The sequence below is a fragment of the Bradyrhizobium sp. SZCCHNR1043 genome (genome assembly GCF_032489675.1).
In the GTDB taxonomy this organism is placed as follows: Bacteria; Pseudomonadota; Alphaproteobacteria; order Rhizobiales; family Xanthobacteraceae; genus Bradyrhizobium.
Genome location: NZ_JAUEYN010000010.1, coordinates 148255 through 164668, shown reverse-complemented (window position 1 = coordinate 164668; position 16414 = coordinate 148255). Strand labels below are relative to the sequence as shown.

Genomic DNA, 16414 nt, shown 5'->3' with positions numbered 1-16414 from the left:
TACGCCCAAGCCACGCATACGGGAACGTCACCTCATATGTTCAATAAGCTACATATGACGCTTCTGGGAACTTGCTGAAGCGGGCTGGAGCTGTTCGCTCGGGTGTGCGCCTCGCTGATAGCTCAGCGCTGTCGTCGACTTAGGTCTCATGTCTGACGGAAGCGGCAGCTGATCTTTTTGCGGACGCGACGTTCCGGGCGACCGCATTTGGAACAGCCCGGAATCTTGCTTGCTCAGGGAAGCGGTGCCCTCACCGGGCGAAGCAGGAACGCCGGCAGATGTGAGTGATCAGCGGGCTCGTTGTCGAGGTCGCGCCGCGGCCGCCGCGCTTCATTGCGAGGCTGTTCGTTACGAGGCTGTTCCTTGCGAGCGCTCGGCGCGGCAGGCCGAGGAGAATTTGCCTGTGCGGCGCGCGGCGCTGCCGCCCGCGGCTCACGCTCGCGCGGGGCTGCATCACGCTCGCGAGGGGCCGCATCGCGCTCCCGCGCCTTGCCGCGGCTGCCGCGACGCGAGGCGTCACGCGGACGGCGCTCACGCGTGTCCTCGTCGCCCGAGGATTCCTGCACCTCGTAGTCGCCCTCGATCGTCGGAATGCCCTGTCCGATCAGCTTCTCGATGGCGACCATCGACTTCTGGTCGGCCGGGGCCACGATCGAGATTGCGGTGCCGGTCCGTCCGGCCCGGCCGGTGCGGCCGATGCGGTGAACGTAGTCGTCGGAATGATGCGGCACGTCGAAATTGAAGACGTGGCTGACTTCCGGAATGTCGAGGCCGCGTGCGGCGACGTCGGAGGCGACGAGCAAGGGCAGTTCGCCCTTGCGGAATTGATCGAGCGCGGCCGTGCGGGCCGACTGGTCCATGTCGCCGTGCAGGGCGCCGACGCTGAAGCCGTGCTTCTGCAGCGACTTGTGAACGATGGCGACGTCGCGCTTGCGGTTGCAGAAGATGATCGCGTTGTTGAGATCCTTGGCGTTCCGCAACAGCCTGCGCAGCACCTCGCGCTTCTGATGCGCCTCGCGTCCGGATGGGACCTGCAACTGGGTCACGGTGACGGCGGTCGTGGCCGGCTTGGAGACCTCGACCTTCTGCGGGTTGTGCAGGAAGGCTTCGGTGATGCGCCGGATTTCCGGCGGCATGGTTGCTGTGAAGAACAGCGTCTGGCGGGTGAAGGGGACGAGCTTGCAGATGCGCTCGATGTCCGGGATGAAGCCCATGTCGAGCATGCGATCGGCTTCGTCGATGACCAGGAGCTCGACCCCGGTGAGCAGCAATCCGCCGCGCTCGGTATGGTCGAGCAGGCGGCCCGGCGTGGCGATCAGCACGTCGACCCCGCGGGTCAGCTTGGCGTCCTGGTCGCCGAAGGAGACGCCGCCGATGAGGAGCGCGACATTGAGCTTCTGCCCGGCGCCATAGCGATCGAAATTCTCCTTGACCTGGGCGGCCAGCTCGCGGGTCGGCTCCAGGATCAGGGTGCGCGGCATTCGTGCGCGGGCGCGGCCCTTCTCGAGGATCGTGAGCATCGGCAGGACGAACGCGGCGGTCTTGCCGGTGCCGGTCTGGGCGATGCCGAGCACGTCGCGGCGCGCCAGGACGTGAGGAATCGCTTGTTCCTGAATGGGCGTGGGGGTGGTGTAACCGGTGGCCGCAACTGCAGCCAACACCTTGTCGGACAAGCCGAGATTGGAAAAAGACATCGAGCCTCTATGTCACGCGCCGATAGGCACGGGGCCTCTGTTCGACGCCGCCGTTAGGAATCGAGGGGTAAAAGGCTGTGGTCGCGCTCAACCCCGAAACGGCATGCTCTAAGGAAGCTGGGGGTTTTCTGACTAACGCCGACCTGCGGTCAATCTCTCAGGAATCGGATGCGATCCGGCCGCGCTGCTGCGGAAGATAGGGGCGAATCCTGCAAAGTCAATGGAAGAGGGGAACGAAGTACCGAAAAAGCTTAATGTTTTTGCATTATTTGCGGGCAACCTGTCGTCGAGCTGTCGTATTCGGCTGCTCCGAAGCTCTGGCCGGCCGTTGGCGGAAAGCGCTCTGGTCGAATTGTCGACGGAATTGCGGCGTGTGTTCGGCAGGGAGTTGGAGCGGCCCGCGGGCGCCTCGGAGATGAACCGGTGGCGGCGTGCCGCCGACTATCGATGGCGGCAGCCCACGCAATGAAGGCAGGGACGGACGATGAGATCGATGCGGACGTGGCTGGCGTGCGGGCTGGCGATGGCGGCGGTGGTTCTGGCGCCGGCCGCCGCGCATGCCGAGAAGCGCGTTGCGCTCGTGATCGGCAACAACGACTACCGCTACGTTCCGAAGCTGCAGAAGGCCGTCAACGACGCGCGCACGATGGGCGACACGCTGAAGCAGCTCGGCTTCAATGTCATGGTCGCGGAGAATCTCAGTCGCCAGCAGTTCAGCCAGACGCTGCTGGCGTTCGACAATTCCGTCGAGCCGGGCGACACGGCATTCTTCTTCTATGCCGGCCACGGCTTCGAGATTGCCGGTCAGAACTTCCTGCTGCCGACCGACGTGCCGGCGGCGACCGAAGGGCAGGAGGAGCTGGTGCGCGACGCCTCGATCCTCGCGGACCGCGTCATCGAGCGGCTGCAGAACAAGAAGGCGCGCACCTCGATCCTGGTGTTCGACGCCTGCCGCAACAATCCGTTCGAGCGCTCGGGCACCCGCGCGGTGGCGGGCGGGGGTGGCCTGGCCCCGATGACGCAGTTGCCCGAAGGCGTATTCTCGGTGTTCTCGGCCGGTCCGCGCCAGACCGCGCTCGATCGGCTCTCCAACGATGACGCCAATCCGAACTCGGTGTTCACGCGCACCTTCGCCAAGGAGCTGACGCAGCCCGGCGTCAATCTGGTGCAGGTCGCACAGCGCACCCGCCGTCTGGTCAGCGAACTCGCCGAGACCGTGCGGCACAAGCAGATTCCGGTCTATTTCGACCAGATGGTCGACGATGTGTTTCTCAACGGCATGGCGAAGGGCCCGGCCGCGGCCGACAAGCCGGCCGAGCCGCAGCCGAAGCTCGCGGCGCTGCCTCCCGTCTCTGCGCCACGCATCCCTCCGGCGAGCGAAAGCTTGAACGCGCCGATCGCGATGTTCTCGCGCCACAATGGCGGCTGGACCGTCACGTTCTCGATCGCCGATCCGACGCTCGGTATTTCCTGGCGCATGGGTGAGGCAGGGGACTTTCGCGAGACCGGCTTCATGGACGTGCTCGATCCGCGCACGCGCAAGCGCATGCCCAATCCCTCGATCCAGCTGTCGGCGGATGCGCCCGCGGGCACCATCCAGGTCCGCTATGTCGATGCATCCGGCGAGATGCAGGGACCGTTCCCGATCCGCTTCGAGCCGGAGGCCGCGCTGGTGCGTGACCAGCGCAAGATCCTCGACATGACGGCGACGAGCTGGCTGTCGTTCCGCGAGTTCAACGGTCTCCTAGTCTACTACACGCACCTGATGTCGTATCGCTGCGCGATCCGCGAGGTCCGCATCGGTATCGACACGGCCGTGCCGGACAAGGTCCTGAACATGCCCGGCTGCGACATGCGCGATCCCATTGCGATTCCATCCAACGCCACGCCCTATTTGAAATTGCCGCCGGCGACGAAGTTCGTCTCGGTGGAGTTGGCCTATCGTGACGGCAGCGTTTCCGAGATCAAGAGCTTTCGTCGCTGAGGCCTCGGCTACGCCATGATCGAATAGCCGCCGTCGACGGGAATGGCTGTGCCGGTGACGAAGTCCGAGGCCGATGAGCTCAGAAACGTGGCGATGCCGGCGAAATCGTCGATGTCACCCCACCGTGCCGCGGGCGTGCGCGCCAGCACGCGGTCGTGCAGGCCGTCGATCTGGCTGCGCGCCGCGCGCGTCAGGTCGGTGTCGATCCAGCCCGGCAATATCGCGTTGACCTGGATGTTGTCGGGCGCCCAGGCGCAGGCACAGGCGCGCGTGTACTGCACGATTCCGCCTTTGCTGGCCGCATAAGCCGGCGCGAAGCTGGCGCCGAAGATCGACAGCATCGAGCCGATGTTGATGATCTTGCCGCCGCCGTTCGCCTTGAGGGCCGGGTAGGCGGCCTTCGAGCACAGGAAGGCGCTGGTGAGATTGGTGTCGATCACCTCCTGCCACTCCTCCAGCTCGAGCACGTGCGGCGGCTTGCGGATGCTCATGCCGGCATTGTTGATGAGGATGTCGATGCGACCGAGCTCGCCGGTCACGCGCGCGACCATGGCGGTGACGTCGTCCCTGTTGCTGACGTCGGCCGTGACAGCGATGGCGTTGACGCCGCGCGCCGCCAGATCGGCAACTGCCGCCTGCGACTTGGCTTCGTTGCGGCCGACCACGGCGATGTCAGCGCCGGCATCGGCAAGCCCGCGCGCCATCCCCAGGCCAATTCCGCCGTTGCCGCCCGTCACGATCGCAACCTTGCCCCTCAGGTCGAAACGGTCCGCCATGCGGTGTCTCCATTGTTGTGGTCAGAGATCAGCAGGTGCCCTGCCAGATCATCACCAGGCCGAGCGCACCCATGCCGACGCCGTAGCCTGCCCACTGCAGCTGGTTGATCATGAAGCTCGTCCGCGGCCATGCCACGACCCCGGTGCCCTGACCGACCCAGAGCAGGCCGATGGCGAGCAGAAGCAGGCCGCCGATCATCAGGAATTTCCGCATGGCCACTTCCTCCCTCATCGACCGCGTCACAGCATCGGAAACGCTGCTGCCGTCTTTTTTGTGAAGTTTTGTGACGAGGAGGCTAGCGGCCGGCGCGGCAGATGACCAGCGGCTCCAGCCGCCAATATCCGAGCCAAAAACAAAAAGCCCCGGATCAACCGGGGCTTTTCGCAGAATTATTGAAAGATCGAGTGCGTTCGGCTCAGTACTTGACGACCGGGCCGGTCCAGTTGAAGCGGTAGACCAGCGAGGTGCTGATGGTCTGCACCCACGGCTTGAAGCTGACGGAGTCGGTCGTCACGAGGTTGCCGACGTCGGTACGGACCGCGATGTCCTTCCGGTCGTAATAGGCAGCGCGATATTCGGTCTTCATGAACCAGCCCGGCGCCGAGATGCCGAAGATGTTCAGGTTGTTCTCGACGCCGCCGCCGACGAACCAGCCATTGCGGTTGAACGAGTCGGTGTGGAAGCCGGACGCCGCGCCGGTGAGGGTGGTCAGGCCGGTGCCCGACCAGTGCGAACCAGAGTAGCCGGCGTTGACGTAGGACAGCACGTTCGGCGCAACCAGGTAGCCGACGCGAGCGCCAGCGGCCCAGGCGGTTTCCATCTTGATCCGGCCGGTCAGGGCAGCGAACTGATCCTGCACGGTGCCACGCAGGCTGCCGAACTGGCCGTCAGCGAACACACCGAAGACCCAGGTCGGGTTGAACTGCCAGTCATAGCCCGCGCCGACTGTGCCGAACCAGCCGTCGCCGCCGACGCGCTGATCGATCGTCACCGGCACGCCGTTGAAGTTGGTGTGCGAGTCTGCATCCCAGATGCCGCCGCCGGCACCACCGAAGATGTAGAAGCCGGTCCAGCTCGGCGCCACCGGCATCATCGGAGCCTTCACATAGGGGCGAGCCGCCAGATCAGCAGCCGAAGCGGCACCCGTGATCGCAACCAGCGCAGTGGCAGCAAGCAAAAGCTTTTTCATATTCAATTCCCCAAGATCGTCATGTCGCAGGTGCCGGGTTGCGGCGGCGATTCCCTCGCCAGATGTGCCCGAACTATAGCCGATTGGTGCCCAAAAGCTGTTGCCGGTTGACCACACCGGAGGGGAAAGTGCGGTGCGGGACGCCTTAGCTTTCTGTAAACAACTGAAACAGAAAGAGAAAAGCAGGCCCAGGCGAGCGAATGGAACCTGCAATCGAGGCGTGAAATCGGGTCAAAAGCTAGACGTCGAGCAGCTCGTCGCTGGCGAATTCGGCCTTTTCCGAAATGAAGGCGAAGCGGGCCTCTGCCTTGGTCCCCATCAGCCGCTCGACCGAGTCGGCGGTGCCGTCGCGATCCTCGGCCAGCAGAACCACGCGCAGCAGGGTGCGCTTGGCCGGATCCATGGTGGTTTCCTTGAGCTGGGCCGGCATCATCTCGCCGAGACCTTTGAAGCGGCCGATCTCGACCTTGGCGTTGGCATTGAACTCGCGCTTCAGGAGCTCGTCCCGATGGGCATCGTCGCGCGCGTAGAACGTCTTGCTGCCATGGGTGAGCCGGTAGAGCGGCGGCACGGCGAGGTAGAGATGCCCTTCGTCGATCAGCGGCCGCATCTGCCGGTAGAAGAAGGTGATCAGCAGCGAGGCGATGTGGGCGCCGTCGACGTCGGCGTCGGTCATGATGATGATGCGCTGGTAGCGCAGATCCTCTTCGCGATACGACGTGCCGGTGCCGGCGCCGATCGCCATCACGAGATCGGCGAGCTGGGCGTTGGCGGTCAGCTTGTCCTTGCCGGCCGAGGCCACGTTGAGGATCTTGCCGCGCAGCGGCAGCACCGCCTGCTTCTTGCGGTCGCGCGCCTGCTTGGCGCTGCCGCCGGCCGAATCGCCCTCGACAATGAACAGCTCGGAGCCCTCGGTGCCCGCGTCGGTGCAGTCGGCGAGCTTGCCGGGCAGGCGCAGCTTCTTGGTCGCGGTCTTGCGCGCCGTCTCCTTTTCCTGACGGCGGCGGATACGCTCCTCGGCGCGCTCGATGACGAAATCGAGCAGGCGATTCGCCTGCACCGGATTGCCCGACAGCCAGTGATCGAACGGGTCCTTGACGGCCTGCTCGACGATGCGCTGGGCCTCTGCCGTGGCGAGACGGTCCTTGGTCTGGCCCTGGAATTCCGGTTCGCGCACGAACACCGAGAGCATGATGGCGGCGCCCGCCATGATGTCCTCGGAGGTGATGTTGGCCGAGCGCTTGCCCTGGCCGACGCGCTCGGCGTGGTCCTTCAGGCCACGCAGCAGCGCGCTGCGGATGCCGGATTCGTGCGTGCCGCCGTCGGGCGTCGGAATCGTGTTGCAATAGGAGGACAGGAATCCGTCGGCGTCCGCGGTCCAGGCCACCGCCCATTCGCAGCCGCCATGGCCACCGGTGCGGCCCGACTTGCCGGCGAAGATATCCGGATGGACCAGCGTGTCGGCATGGATCGCGGCGGCCAGATAGTCCTTCAGGCCGCCGGGGAAGTGGAAGGTCGCCTCGGGCTGAACGTCCTCGATGCCCTTCAGCAGCGACGGATCGCATTTCCAGCGGATCTCGACGCCGCCGAACAGATAGGCCTTCGAGCGCGCCATCTTGAACAGGCGCTGCGGCTTGAACGTCGCCTTGGCGCCGAAGATGGTCGGGTCGGGTTGGAAACGCACCCGTGTGCCGCGCCGGTTGGCGACCTTGCCGACCTCCTCGAGCTTGCCCTTCGGGTGGCCGCGCTCGAACACCATGCGGTAGAGCTTCTGGTTGCGGGCAACCTCAACCTCGAGCCGGGTCGACAGCGCGTTCACCACGGAGATGCCGACGCCGTGCAGGCCGCCCGAGGTCTCGTAGACCTTGGAATCGAACTTGCCGCCCGCGTGCAGGGTGCACATGATGATCTCGAGCGCCGACTTCTTCGGAAATTTGGGATGGGGATCAATCGGAATGCCGCGGCCGTTGTCGGTCACGGTGAGGAAGCCTTCGGCGTCGAGCTCGACTTCGATGAAGGTGGCGTGGCCGGCCAGCGCCTCGTCCATCGAGTTGTCGATGACCTCGGCGAACAGGTGGTGCAGCGCCTTCTCGTCGGTGCCGCCGATATACATGCCGGGGCGGCGCCGCACCGGCTCCAGGCCCTCGAGGACCTCGATGTCACGGGCAGTGTAATCGCCCTCGGCACCCGCAGAGCGGGCGGCTGGCTTGGCCGGAGCCTTGCCCTTTGCGGCGAACGCCGCCAACGGGTCCGTGACGCCCTTGGCCTTGGCTTTTGCAGCTGATTTCAACGGCTTACCCATGGAATCTGATGTTGCGTGTGCGCAAGATGGAACGAATCGTTGGGCCTGACTATGCCATGGACCGGCATAAAACAATGACCCGGGAAACAACGACGTTCACCGGCCCGCCACGTCTTGGCCGGTTCCGATCGCCGGATCGACGCTGTTCACGCGGTTCAGCCGGTTGTTGTGACTTGAAGTGGGCGGGTTCGGTGGCGTACCAGTCTGCGCCAGGGAACCGCGAAGGCCTTCAAGCACTTAAGCGCCCCGGAGCAGAAAGGCGTCGAGCAGATGGAAGATTTTGGCCGCGCGGTTGCCGACTTCGTGCGCGACCATCAGGCCTGGGCTGCTCCGATCGTCCTGCTGCTTGCCTTTGGCGAGTCCCTGGCCTTTGTCTCACTCCTGATTCCCGCCTGGGGCGCCCTGGTCGCGATCGGCGCCCTGATCGGCGCCACCGGGATCAGCTTCTGGCCGATATGGCTGGCCGGGGGCATCGGCGCCGCGCTCGGCGACTGGCTCTCCTATTGGTTCGGCTACCGCTACAAGGATCGTGTCGCCCAGATGTGGCCACTGTCGCGCTACCCGGAGATGCTTCCGCGCGGCGAGGCCTTCGTGCGCGATTGGGGCGTGCCGAGCATCTTCATCGGCCGGTTCTTCGGCCCGTTGCGTGCATCGGTGCCGCTGGCGGCGGGCATTTTCGAGATGCCCTACATGGTGTTCCAGATCGCCAACTTCGTGTCGGCGCTGGTGTGGTCGGCGGTGCTGCTGCTGTTCGGCGACATCATCGGGCGCATCATGGAATGGCTGTGGCATGCGGTCTGATGCCAGCCCTAAAAACGGGAACCGGGCCGACTTGCGAGCTTGACGCAGGAACCCGGCGGCCTTATAGGCCTGCCCCCATGATCAACGCAGCGACCAACATGATCGCCGAAATGCGCCGTCGTACCCCCGCGGTACGGGCGATGATCTGCGTCTAGATCACAGCCCCTGCCGCCGGATCCGAATCCCGCGGCAGACTTTCTCCTTGCAGCGCGATTGATCAGGCGGCTCCTTCGTCCAGCAGGAGTTTCCGATGTACACGCCACCACCCTTCAAGCCCGATCGCGCCGCGAGCCTCGGCTTTGCAGACGCGCGCGGCTTCGGCACGGTGTGCGCGTCGGACGGCACCAAGCCGATCGCGTCCTCCGTGCCGTTTCATCTCGGGGCGCTCAACGACGGCACGCCGCAGGCGTTCTTCCACGTCGCCCGCGGCAATCCGCTGGCGAAGCTCGCCGACGGCGCGACGCCGTGGCTGCTCGCCGTCAACGGCGCCGATGCCTATGTGTCGGCCGACTGGTACGTCTCGCCCGATCAGGTGCCGACCTGGCTTTATCAGGCAGTACATCTGACCGGCCCGGCACGCATCCTGTCGGAGGCGGAACTCGCAGAGCAGGTGGATGCGGTCAGTGCCAAGTTCGAGCAAAGGCTGTTGCCGAAAACGCCGTGGACCTCGGACAAGATGAGCGCTGGCCGGCTTGAGGCGATGCGCAAGGCGATCGTCGGCATCGTGATGACGATCGACCAGGTCGAAGGCAGTTTCAAGCTCAACCAGCACAAGTCCGAAGCCGACTATGCGGCGGTCGCAACCCGGCTCGGCGAGCGGCCCGACATCGGCTCGCAACAGATATCGTCTCTCATGCGGCAGGCGCGGCCCCAGGCCTTTGCCGGCGGAACCCACCCCTCAAGGAGCGTGTCATGACCGTGATCGATAGCAACTTGCCGAAAGCTCACACCGCCTCCGGGGCTGCGGCGCGCGCCGTGTTCGTCGACGGCGGCTCGGGCACGACCGGCTTGGGAATCGCCGAGCGGCTCCGGCACCAGCCGGACATCGTCGTGAAGACGATCGCCGAGGACAAGCGCAAGGATCCAGCGGCCAAGCGGGCGCTGATGGCGGAGGTCGATCTCGTCATCCTCTGCCTGCCGGATGATGCGGCCAAGGAGACGGTGGCGCTGATCGACGGCATGGGAAATGCCGCGCCGAAGGTGCTGGACGCGTCGACCGCGTATCGGGTCGCGCCGGACTGGGCCTATGGCTTCCCCGAACTGGCCGCCGACCAGGCCGACAAGATCCGGAATGCACGGAAGGTCTCCAATCCCGGCTGCTATCCCACCGGCGGCATCGCGCTGCTGCGGCCGCTGGTCGATGCCGGCCTGCTGCCGCAGGACTATCCCGTCACGGTGAACGCGGTGAGCGGCTATTCCGGCGGCGGCAAGACGATGATCGCGGCCTTTGAGAATGGCACCGCGCCGAACTTCGAGCTGTACGGTCTCGGCCTCGAGCACAAGCATCTGCCTGAGCTGCAGCTCTATTCGCGGCTGACCCGGCGGCCGATCTTCATTCCCTCGGTCGGCAACTACCGGCAGGGCATGCTGGTCTCGGTGCCGCTGCAGCTCGACACGCTGCCGGGCAAGCCGTCTGGCTCAGACCTGCAGGCCGCCCTGGCGAAGCACTATGCCGGCAGCCAATACGTCTCGGTGATGCCGCTCGATGGTGCGGCGGCCAAGAGCGGCCGGCTGGAGCCGGAGGCGCTCAACGAGACCAACAAGCTCGAGCTCTACGTCTTCGCCAGCGACAAGCATCACCAGGCGGTGCTGGTGGCGCGGCTCGACAATCTCGGCAAGGGCGCGTCGGGCGCGGCCGTGCAGAACATGCGGCTGATGCTCGGGCTGCCCGATCTCGGCAGCTGAGATCGATCTGGATCATCCGGTCGCGGAAGCGCCCGGCACGATCGGCAACATCATGCGACGGCCGGCGTTCCGCCGGCCGCGCTGTGCAACGACGCACGCTGAGGAATGGGCAGACCCATGACCCCCACCGATCTGAATGCGCTGCCCGTCACCGTGAGCGATGTGCGAGCCGCCGCGGCGACCATCCACGGCGCCGTACTCGCGACCGCCTGCAACCAGAGCCGGACGCTCGGCGAGATCTGCGGATGCAACATCTGGCTGAAATTCGAGAACCTGCAGTTCACGTCCTCGTTCAAGGAGCGCGGCGCGCTGAACCGGCTGAATGCGCTGTCCGCCGAGCAGCGCGAACGCGGCGTGATCGCGATGTCGGCCGGCAACCACGCGCAGGGCGTCGCCTACAACGCGCGGCGTCTCGGCATTCCCGCGACCATCGTGATGCCGGTGGGCACGCCGATGGTGAAGGTGGAGAACACCAGGCGGCACGGCGCCGAGGTCGTGATTTCCGGCGCCACCTTGGAGGAGGCGGGCGCGTTCGCCAGGGAGCATGGCGCGGCTCTCGGCATGACCATGATCCATCCTTACGACGATCCGCTGATCATCGCGGGGCAGGGCACGGTGGCGCTGGAGATGCTCGCGGTGGTCCCCGAGCTCGATACGCTCGTGGTGCCGATCGGCGGCGGCGGGCTGATCTCCGGCATGGCAGTCGCGGCGCGCGCGATCAAGCCGGGCTTGCGCATCGTCGGCGTTCAGGCCGAGCTCTATCCGTCGATGTACAACGCCATCCGCAGCAGTCAGCTACCGATGCGCGGCGACACGCTCGCCGAGGGCATCGCGGTGAAATCGCCGGGCCGGATCACGACCGAGATCATCCGCCATCTCGTCGACGACATCCTGCTCGTCACCGAACCGCAGATCGAGCGGGCGCTCGCCACCCTGATCTCGATCGAGAAGACGGTCGTCGAAGGCGCGGGCGCCGTCGGTCTCGCTGCCGTGCTCGCGCACCCCGCGCAGTTTGCCGGACGCAATGTCGGGCTTGTGCTGAGCGGCGGCAACATCGACACCCGGCTTATCGCCTCTGTCCTCACCCGCGAGCTGGCGCGCGAGGGGCGGCTGACGCAGCTGTCGATCGACATCGTCGATCGTCCCGGACAGCTTGCTGCCGTCTCCACATTGCTGGCGGACGCAGGCGCCAACATCATCGAGGTGTCGCACCAGCGCACGTTCTCCGACCTGCCGGCGAAGGCGACCTTGCTGGAGCTGGTGATCGAGACGCGCGACCAGGCGCATCTCAACGACGTGATGGCAAAACTGGTGGCCGCCGATTTCAAGGCGCGCTGCACCTGAGCGTCAGGCGATCTCCAGCAGATCCTTCGCGGTGCGGCAGACGTCCGCTCCGCATTTTCCAGGCGAAAGGCGCGCGCGGCTGCCCGCCGATTCTTGTTCAGTCCAATTAGCAATCTCTCTGTCTGCTCGTGAAGCTGTTCGCAAATGCGAACACGTTTGAGGTTTGCTCGGTCAGAATTTCAGTTGCGTACCTCAAAAAATGAGGACAGGATTACCGCAACAAAAAAGACGGTTGGGAGGATTTCTGATGAGACTGCTCGCGAAGCTGGGACTCGCCGCTGCCGCATGCCTGCTCTGGGCCAACGCCGCGAGCGCCGATACGACCGTGAAATGGCTGCATATCGAGGTCAATCCGGCCCAGGTGAAGATCTGGGAGGAGGTGGCCCGCGCCTATGAGGCGTCGCATCCGGGCGTCAAGATCGAGATGCAGTTCCTCGAGAACGAGGCCTACAAGGCCAAGCTGCCGACCATCCTGCAATCCAAGGACCGCCCGAACATCATCTACAGCTGGGCCGGCGGGGTTCTGAAGGCGCAGATCGAGGCTGGCGTGCTCGAGGACATCACCGAGCAGGTGAAAGGCTACAGCGACAGCGTGACTCCGGCGGCGCTCGCGGCATTCACCGATAGCGGCCACGTCTACGGCCTTCCGATCTCGCTCTCGCAGGTCGGCTTCGTCTGCAACAAGGAGCTGATGGCCAAGGCGAAGGTCGATCCCACGGCGATCAAGAGCTGGGACGATCTGCTGAGCGCCGTAAAGACGTTGAAGGCGGCCGGCGTGACCCCGATCGTGGTCGGCGGCGCCGACAAATGGCCGCTGCACTTCTACTGGACGCATCTTGCGGTGCGCATCGGCGGCAAGCCGGCATTCGACGCGGCGCTGCGCGGCGAGAATGGCGGCTTTGCCGGCGACACCTTCGTCAAATCAGGCGAGCTGTTCAAGCAGCTCGTCGATTTGCAGCCGTTCCAGAACGGCTTTCTTGGCTTCAAGAATCCACAGGCGCTCGGTTATTTCGGCGATGGCAAGGCGGCGATGACGCTCGCGATCAGCTCCGTCTACAATCTCCAGCGGGCGCTCGCCGCCGACAAGGTCGGCTTGAGCGAAGACAAGATCTGCTGGTTCGATTTTCCGGTCGTGCAAGGCGGCAAGGGGGCGCCGACGGATACGCTCGGCGGCATCACCGGCTGGCTGGTCACCAAGGGCTCGCCGAAGGAAGCGGTCGATTTCCTGAAGTACTTCATCTCGAAAGATGTGCAGACACGGCTGGCGGCAGGGAATTTCATCATCCCGGTGGTGCAGGGCGCTGAAGCCGGCCTCAACAACTCCTTCATGAAGCAGATCGCGTCCAATCTGGCGAAGTCGAACTATCACCAGAACTTTTATGACCAGAGCCTCGGCCCCTCGGTCGGTCGCGTCGTCAACGACGTCTCCGCGGAGATCGCGGGTGGCAGCATGAGCCCGCAGGACGCCGCCAAGGCGATCGAGGCGGCGCGGAAGCAGGGCAACTGACGTGGCAAGGCCATTCGCGGGCTCGCCGGCGATGGATGTGTCGCCGGCATCGCTCTCGTCTCGCGCGGTGCGTGGCCCGAGCTGGGACGGCCGCTTCACCGTCCTGATCCTGTTCCTGCCGCCGGCGCTGCTGCTGTTCACGCTGTTCGTGGTGCTGCCGATCGGCGAGGCCGCCTGGTACTCGGGCTTCAACTGGAATGGGTTTGGCAGGCCGACCCATTGGATCGGCTTTGACAACTATCGTTTCGTGCTGGAGACGCGCGCGTTCTGGCTCGCGCTTCGCAACAATGGTCTGATCGTCGCGGTCTCGCTCTGTGTCCAGCTACCGCTTGCGCTGACGCTGGCCTTGATGCTTGCGGAGCGGTTCCGCGGCGCATTGGCGCTGCGGATGCTGTTCTTCATGCCCTATATCCTCGCCGAGATCGCGACCGGGCTGATCTTCAGCTTCGTCTATGACGGCGATTACGGCCTGGTCGCCTCGATCTGGCGCAGCTTTGGCGCCGACCCGCCGCATCTCCTGGCCTCGACCGACACGGCGATGCTGGCAGTGCTGATCGTGATCGTCTGGAAGTATTTCGGCTTCCACATGATGCTGTTCATCGCCGCGCTGCAGAGCATCGACAAGAGCCTGATCGAGGCCGCCCGGATCGACGGTGCGACGCGGTCGCAGAGCCTGCGCCACATCGTCATTCCCTTGCTCCATCCGACGATCCGGCTCTCGGTGTTCTTCGCCATCGTCGGCTCGCTGCAGCTGTTCGACCTGGTCATGCCGCTGACCCGCGGCGGACCCGCCGACTCCTCGAATACGATGGTGAGCTTTCTCTACAACAACGGCATCTCCCGCATGCGGGTCGGCTACGGCAGCGCCATCGGCGTCATCCTGTTCGTGATCTGCGTGACCTTTGCCTTCACCTACAAGCGATGGTTCATGCGCGATGAATAGTGCCGAGGCCACCAGGGCGCCGTTCGATCCTGCCGTGCTGTTCAAGGCAGCGTTCCTCGCCATCGTCGCCATCTTCGTGCTGGTGCCGCTGCTTGCGACGCTGCTCGGTGGCTTCAAGTCGCTCGGGGAGCTGCGCGTCAACCCGTTCGGCCTGCCACAGCATTGGGAGTGGCAGAACTATGCCGACATCCTGTTGTCCGGGCGCTACTGGCAGCTGCTGCGCAATTCGCTGATCATCTCGACGCTGACGGTCGTCCTGACTCTTATCGTCGCCTCGATGGCGGCCTTCACCTTTGCCCATGTCCGATTCTACGGCAGCTCGATGCTCTTGAGCTATTTGACGCTCGGCCTGCTGTTTCCGGCGGCGACCGCGGTGTTGCCGCTGTTCATCAAGGTGCGCGATCTCGGGCTGCTCGACACCTATTTCGGCGTCGCGCTGCCGCAGGTCGCCTTCAGCCTCGCCATGAGCGTGCTGCTGCTGCGCCGCTTCTTCAAGGACATCCCCTACGAGCTGCTCGAGGCCGCGCTGGTCGACGGCTGCAGCTATATAAAATTCTTCCGCTACGTGACGTTGCCATTGTCGCGCCCGATCCTGGCGACGGTCGGCACCATCACCTTCGTCAACAGCTGGAACGCCTATCTGCTGCCGCTCGTGATGCTCAACACCGATGCGCTGTATCCATGGCCGCTCGGCATCATGGTCTATCAGGGCGAGTATTCGTCCGAGTGGCACCTGATCCTCGCCTTCATCACCCTGACCATCCTGCCCACCATCATTCTGTTCCTCCTGGCGCAGAAGCACATCGTTGCTGGCCTGACATCGGGCGCGGTCAAGGGATGAACGGGACCTCACGGAGACCACAATGAGAAAAGTCGGCATCGGCATCATCGGCTGCGGCAACATCAGCACCGCCTATCTGAAGGCGGCCCAGCGCTTCCCCGTTCTGGACATCAAGGCGCTCGCCGACATGCGCTGCGACGCAGCCGAGCGACAGGGCGCAGCCTTCGGCCTGCCGGCGATGCGGGTCGATCAATTGCTGAAGCGCGACGACGTCGAGATCGTCATCAATCTCACCGTGCCGCTCGCCCATACCGACGTCAGTCTCGCCGTGCTGAATGCCGGCAAGCACTTGCATTCCGAGAAGCCGCTCGGAATCGACGTCGCGGAAGCCCGCAAGGTGATCGAGCTTGCCGCGCAGAAGAACCTGCGGGTCGGCTGCGCGCCCGACACGTTCCTTGGCGGCGGCCACCAGACCGCGCGCAAGCTGATCGACGACGGCGCGATCGGCAGGCCTGTGGCGGGCAGCGCGTTCTTCGGCTGTCCCGGCCATGAGCGCTGGCATCCGGCCCCGGGCTTCTATTACCTGCGCGGCGGCGGGCCGATGCTCGACATGGGCCCGTACTACGTCACCGATCTCGTGCAACTGCTCGGCCCGGTCGCGAGCGTCATGGGCTCCACGGCGCGCCCGCGATCAGAGCGCCTTGTCACCAGCCAACCGATGAACGGCACGCTGATCCCGGTCGAGGTCGCGACCCACGTCGCGGGCACGCTGGAGTTCGAGAGCGGGGCGGTGGTCTCGGTCACGATGAGCTTCGACGTTCCGAAGCACCGGCACGCGCCCATCGAGATCTATGGCGCCGAGGGTAGCATGCTGGTGCCGGACCCGAACCGCTTCGGCGGCGAGGTCCAGGTCGCCAAGACCGGCGGGGACTGGCAGACGATGCCGTTGACGCATGGTCACGTCGACGGCGAGTTCCGCTCCATCGGCGTGGCCGATATGGCGACCGCGATCGTGAACGACCGGCCGCATCGGGCCAGCGGTGCGCTCGCCTTCCACGTGCTGGAGGTCATGGAGGCGTTCCAGACCTCCGCAAACGAAGGCCGGCGGGTCAGGATCGAGAGCCGCGTGGAGCGGCCGGCGATGTTGCCTGTTGGACGCGACACCGGACAGATCGACTGAGGACAGA

Annotated in this window: 14 protein-coding genes; 9 read left to right on the top strand and 5 right to left on the bottom strand. The window is 65.0% G+C overall.

What is annotated here, in order from left to right:
• Nucleotides 1–233 precede the first annotated feature (233 nt).
• Complete coding sequence (locus QX039_RS18905) at nt 234–1694, bottom strand: DEAD/DEAH box helicase (RefSeq protein WP_315772208.1); 1461 nt, start codon at nt 1692–1694, stop codon at nt 234–236.
• Between the two features lie 484 nt (nt 1695–2178).
• Between QX039_RS18905 and QX039_RS18900 the strand changes: the two genes are divergently transcribed.
• Nucleotides 2179–3678: a caspase domain-containing protein gene (locus QX039_RS18900; protein WP_409998872.1), complete on the top strand. Its 1500-nt coding sequence runs from the start codon at nt 2179–2181 to the stop codon at nt 3676–3678.
• Between the two features lie 8 nt (nt 3679–3686).
• On the opposite strand, the gene QX039_RS18895 is transcribed toward QX039_RS18900, so the two are convergent.
• The 4 genes from QX039_RS18895 to parE all read right to left on the bottom strand — a co-directional run bounded on the left by QX039_RS18895 (nt 3687) and on the right by parE (nt 7946).
• A complete protein-coding gene (locus QX039_RS18895) occupies nt 3687–4454 on the bottom strand; it encodes a glucose 1-dehydrogenase (protein WP_315772204.1) in 768 nt (255 codons plus the stop codon).
• Nucleotides 4455–4482: 28 nt separating this feature from the next.
• Complete coding sequence (locus QX039_RS18890; protein ID WP_315712631.1) at nt 4483–4668, bottom strand: hypothetical protein; 186 nt, start codon at nt 4666–4668, stop codon at nt 4483–4485.
• Nucleotides 4669–4870: 202 nt separating this feature from the next.
• Nucleotides 4871–5644, bottom strand: a complete 774-nt coding sequence (locus QX039_RS18885) for a porin family protein (protein ID WP_315737815.1) — start codon at nt 5642–5644, stop codon at nt 4871–4873.
• Nucleotides 5645–5882: 238 nt separating this feature from the next.
• Nucleotides 5883–7946 carry a DNA topoisomerase IV subunit B gene (parE, locus tag QX039_RS18880; protein ID WP_315737816.1) on the bottom strand — a complete coding sequence of 688 codons (2064 nt, stop codon included), beginning with the start codon at nt 7944–7946 and terminating at the stop codon, nt 5883–5885.
• Nucleotides 7947–8216: 270 nt separating this feature from the next.
• Between parE and QX039_RS18875 the strand changes: the two genes are divergently transcribed.
• The 8 genes from QX039_RS18875 to QX039_RS18840 all read left to right on the top strand — a co-directional run bounded on the left by QX039_RS18875 (nt 8217) and on the right by QX039_RS18840 (nt 16407).
• The gene (locus QX039_RS18875) at nt 8217–8747 is read left to right on the top strand and encodes a DedA family protein (RefSeq protein WP_315737817.1); all 531 of its coding nucleotides are present in this window, start codon (nt 8217–8219) and stop codon (nt 8745–8747) included.
• 250 nt (nt 8748–8997) lie between these two features.
• A complete protein-coding gene (locus tag QX039_RS18870; RefSeq protein ID WP_315737818.1) occupies nt 8998–9663 on the top strand; it encodes an FMN-binding negative transcriptional regulator in 666 nt (221 codons plus the stop codon).
• Nucleotides 9660–10652 (top strand): N-acetyl-gamma-glutamyl-phosphate reductase, encoded by a 993-nt coding sequence (argC, locus tag QX039_RS18865; protein ID WP_315737819.1) that lies wholly within the window; start codon nt 9660–9662, stop codon nt 10650–10652. Before QX039_RS18870 ends, argC begins: the two co-directional genes overlap by 4 nt.
• 117 nt (nt 10653–10769) lie before the next feature.
• Complete coding sequence (locus QX039_RS18860; protein ID WP_315772202.1) at nt 10770–11996, top strand: threonine ammonia-lyase; 1227 nt, start codon at nt 10770–10772, stop codon at nt 11994–11996.
• A gap of 247 nt (nt 11997–12243) precedes the next feature.
• Complete coding sequence (locus QX039_RS18855) at nt 12244–13503, top strand: extracellular solute-binding protein (protein ID WP_315772200.1); 1260 nt, start codon at nt 12244–12246, stop codon at nt 13501–13503.
• 1 nt (nt 13504) lies between these two features.
• Complete coding sequence (locus tag QX039_RS18850; protein ID WP_315772198.1) at nt 13505–14446, top strand: sugar ABC transporter permease; 942 nt, start codon at nt 13505–13507, stop codon at nt 14444–14446.
• Entirely contained in the window at nt 14439–15287 is an 849-nt protein-coding gene (locus QX039_RS18845) for a carbohydrate ABC transporter permease (protein WP_315772197.1), read from the top strand. Before QX039_RS18850 ends, QX039_RS18845 begins: the two co-directional genes overlap by 8 nt.
• Before the next feature lie 22 nt (nt 15288–15309).
• On the top strand, nt 15310–16407 hold the full coding sequence (locus QX039_RS18840; RefSeq protein WP_315772195.1) for a Gfo/Idh/MocA family oxidoreductase: 1098 nt from the start codon (nt 15310–15312) through the stop codon (nt 16405–16407).
• The last annotated feature ends 7 nt before the right edge of the window (nt 16408–16414 follow it).

Excerpts from the sequence above, each read along its gene's own strand:
- QX039_RS18890 (WP_315712631.1), bottom strand. The coding sequence starts at position 4,668 with ATGCGGAAATTCCTGATGATCGGCGGCCTGCTTCTGCTCGCCATCGGC.
- QX039_RS18900 (WP_409998872.1), top strand. The coding sequence starts at position 2,179 with ATGAGATCGATGCGGACGTGGCTGGCGTGCGGGCTGGCGATGGCGGCG.
- parE (WP_315737816.1), bottom strand. The coding sequence starts at position 7,946 with ATGGGTAAGCCGTTGAAATCAGCTGCAAAAGCCAAGGCCAAGGGCGTC.
- argC (WP_315737819.1), top strand. The coding sequence starts at position 9,660 with ATGACCGTGATCGATAGCAACTTGCCGAAAGCTCACACCGCCTCCGGG.
- QX039_RS18845 (WP_315772197.1), top strand. The coding sequence starts at position 14,439 with ATGAATAGTGCCGAGGCCACCAGGGCGCCGTTCGATCCTGCCGTGCTG.
- QX039_RS18875 (WP_315737817.1), top strand. The coding sequence starts at position 8,217 with ATGGAAGATTTTGGCCGCGCGGTTGCCGACTTCGTGCGCGACCATCAG.
- QX039_RS18840 (WP_315772195.1), top strand. The coding sequence starts at position 15,310 with ATGAGAAAAGTCGGCATCGGCATCATCGGCTGCGGCAACATCAGCACC.
- QX039_RS18855 (WP_315772200.1), top strand. The coding sequence starts at position 12,244 with ATGAGACTGCTCGCGAAGCTGGGACTCGCCGCTGCCGCATGCCTGCTC.
- QX039_RS18870 (WP_315737818.1), top strand. The coding sequence starts at position 8,998 with ATGTACACGCCACCACCCTTCAAGCCCGATCGCGCCGCGAGCCTCGGC.
- QX039_RS18885 (WP_315737815.1), bottom strand. The coding sequence starts at position 5,644 with ATGAAAAAGCTTTTGCTTGCTGCCACTGCGCTGGTTGCGATCACGGGT.
- QX039_RS18905 (WP_315772208.1), bottom strand. The coding sequence starts at position 1,694 with ATGTCTTTTTCCAATCTCGGCTTGTCCGACAAGGTGTTGGCTGCAGTT.
- QX039_RS18895 (WP_315772204.1), bottom strand. The coding sequence starts at position 4,454 with ATGGCGGACCGTTTCGACCTGAGGGGCAAGGTTGCGATCGTGACGGGC.
- QX039_RS18860 (WP_315772202.1), top strand. The coding sequence starts at position 10,770 with ATGACCCCCACCGATCTGAATGCGCTGCCCGTCACCGTGAGCGATGTG.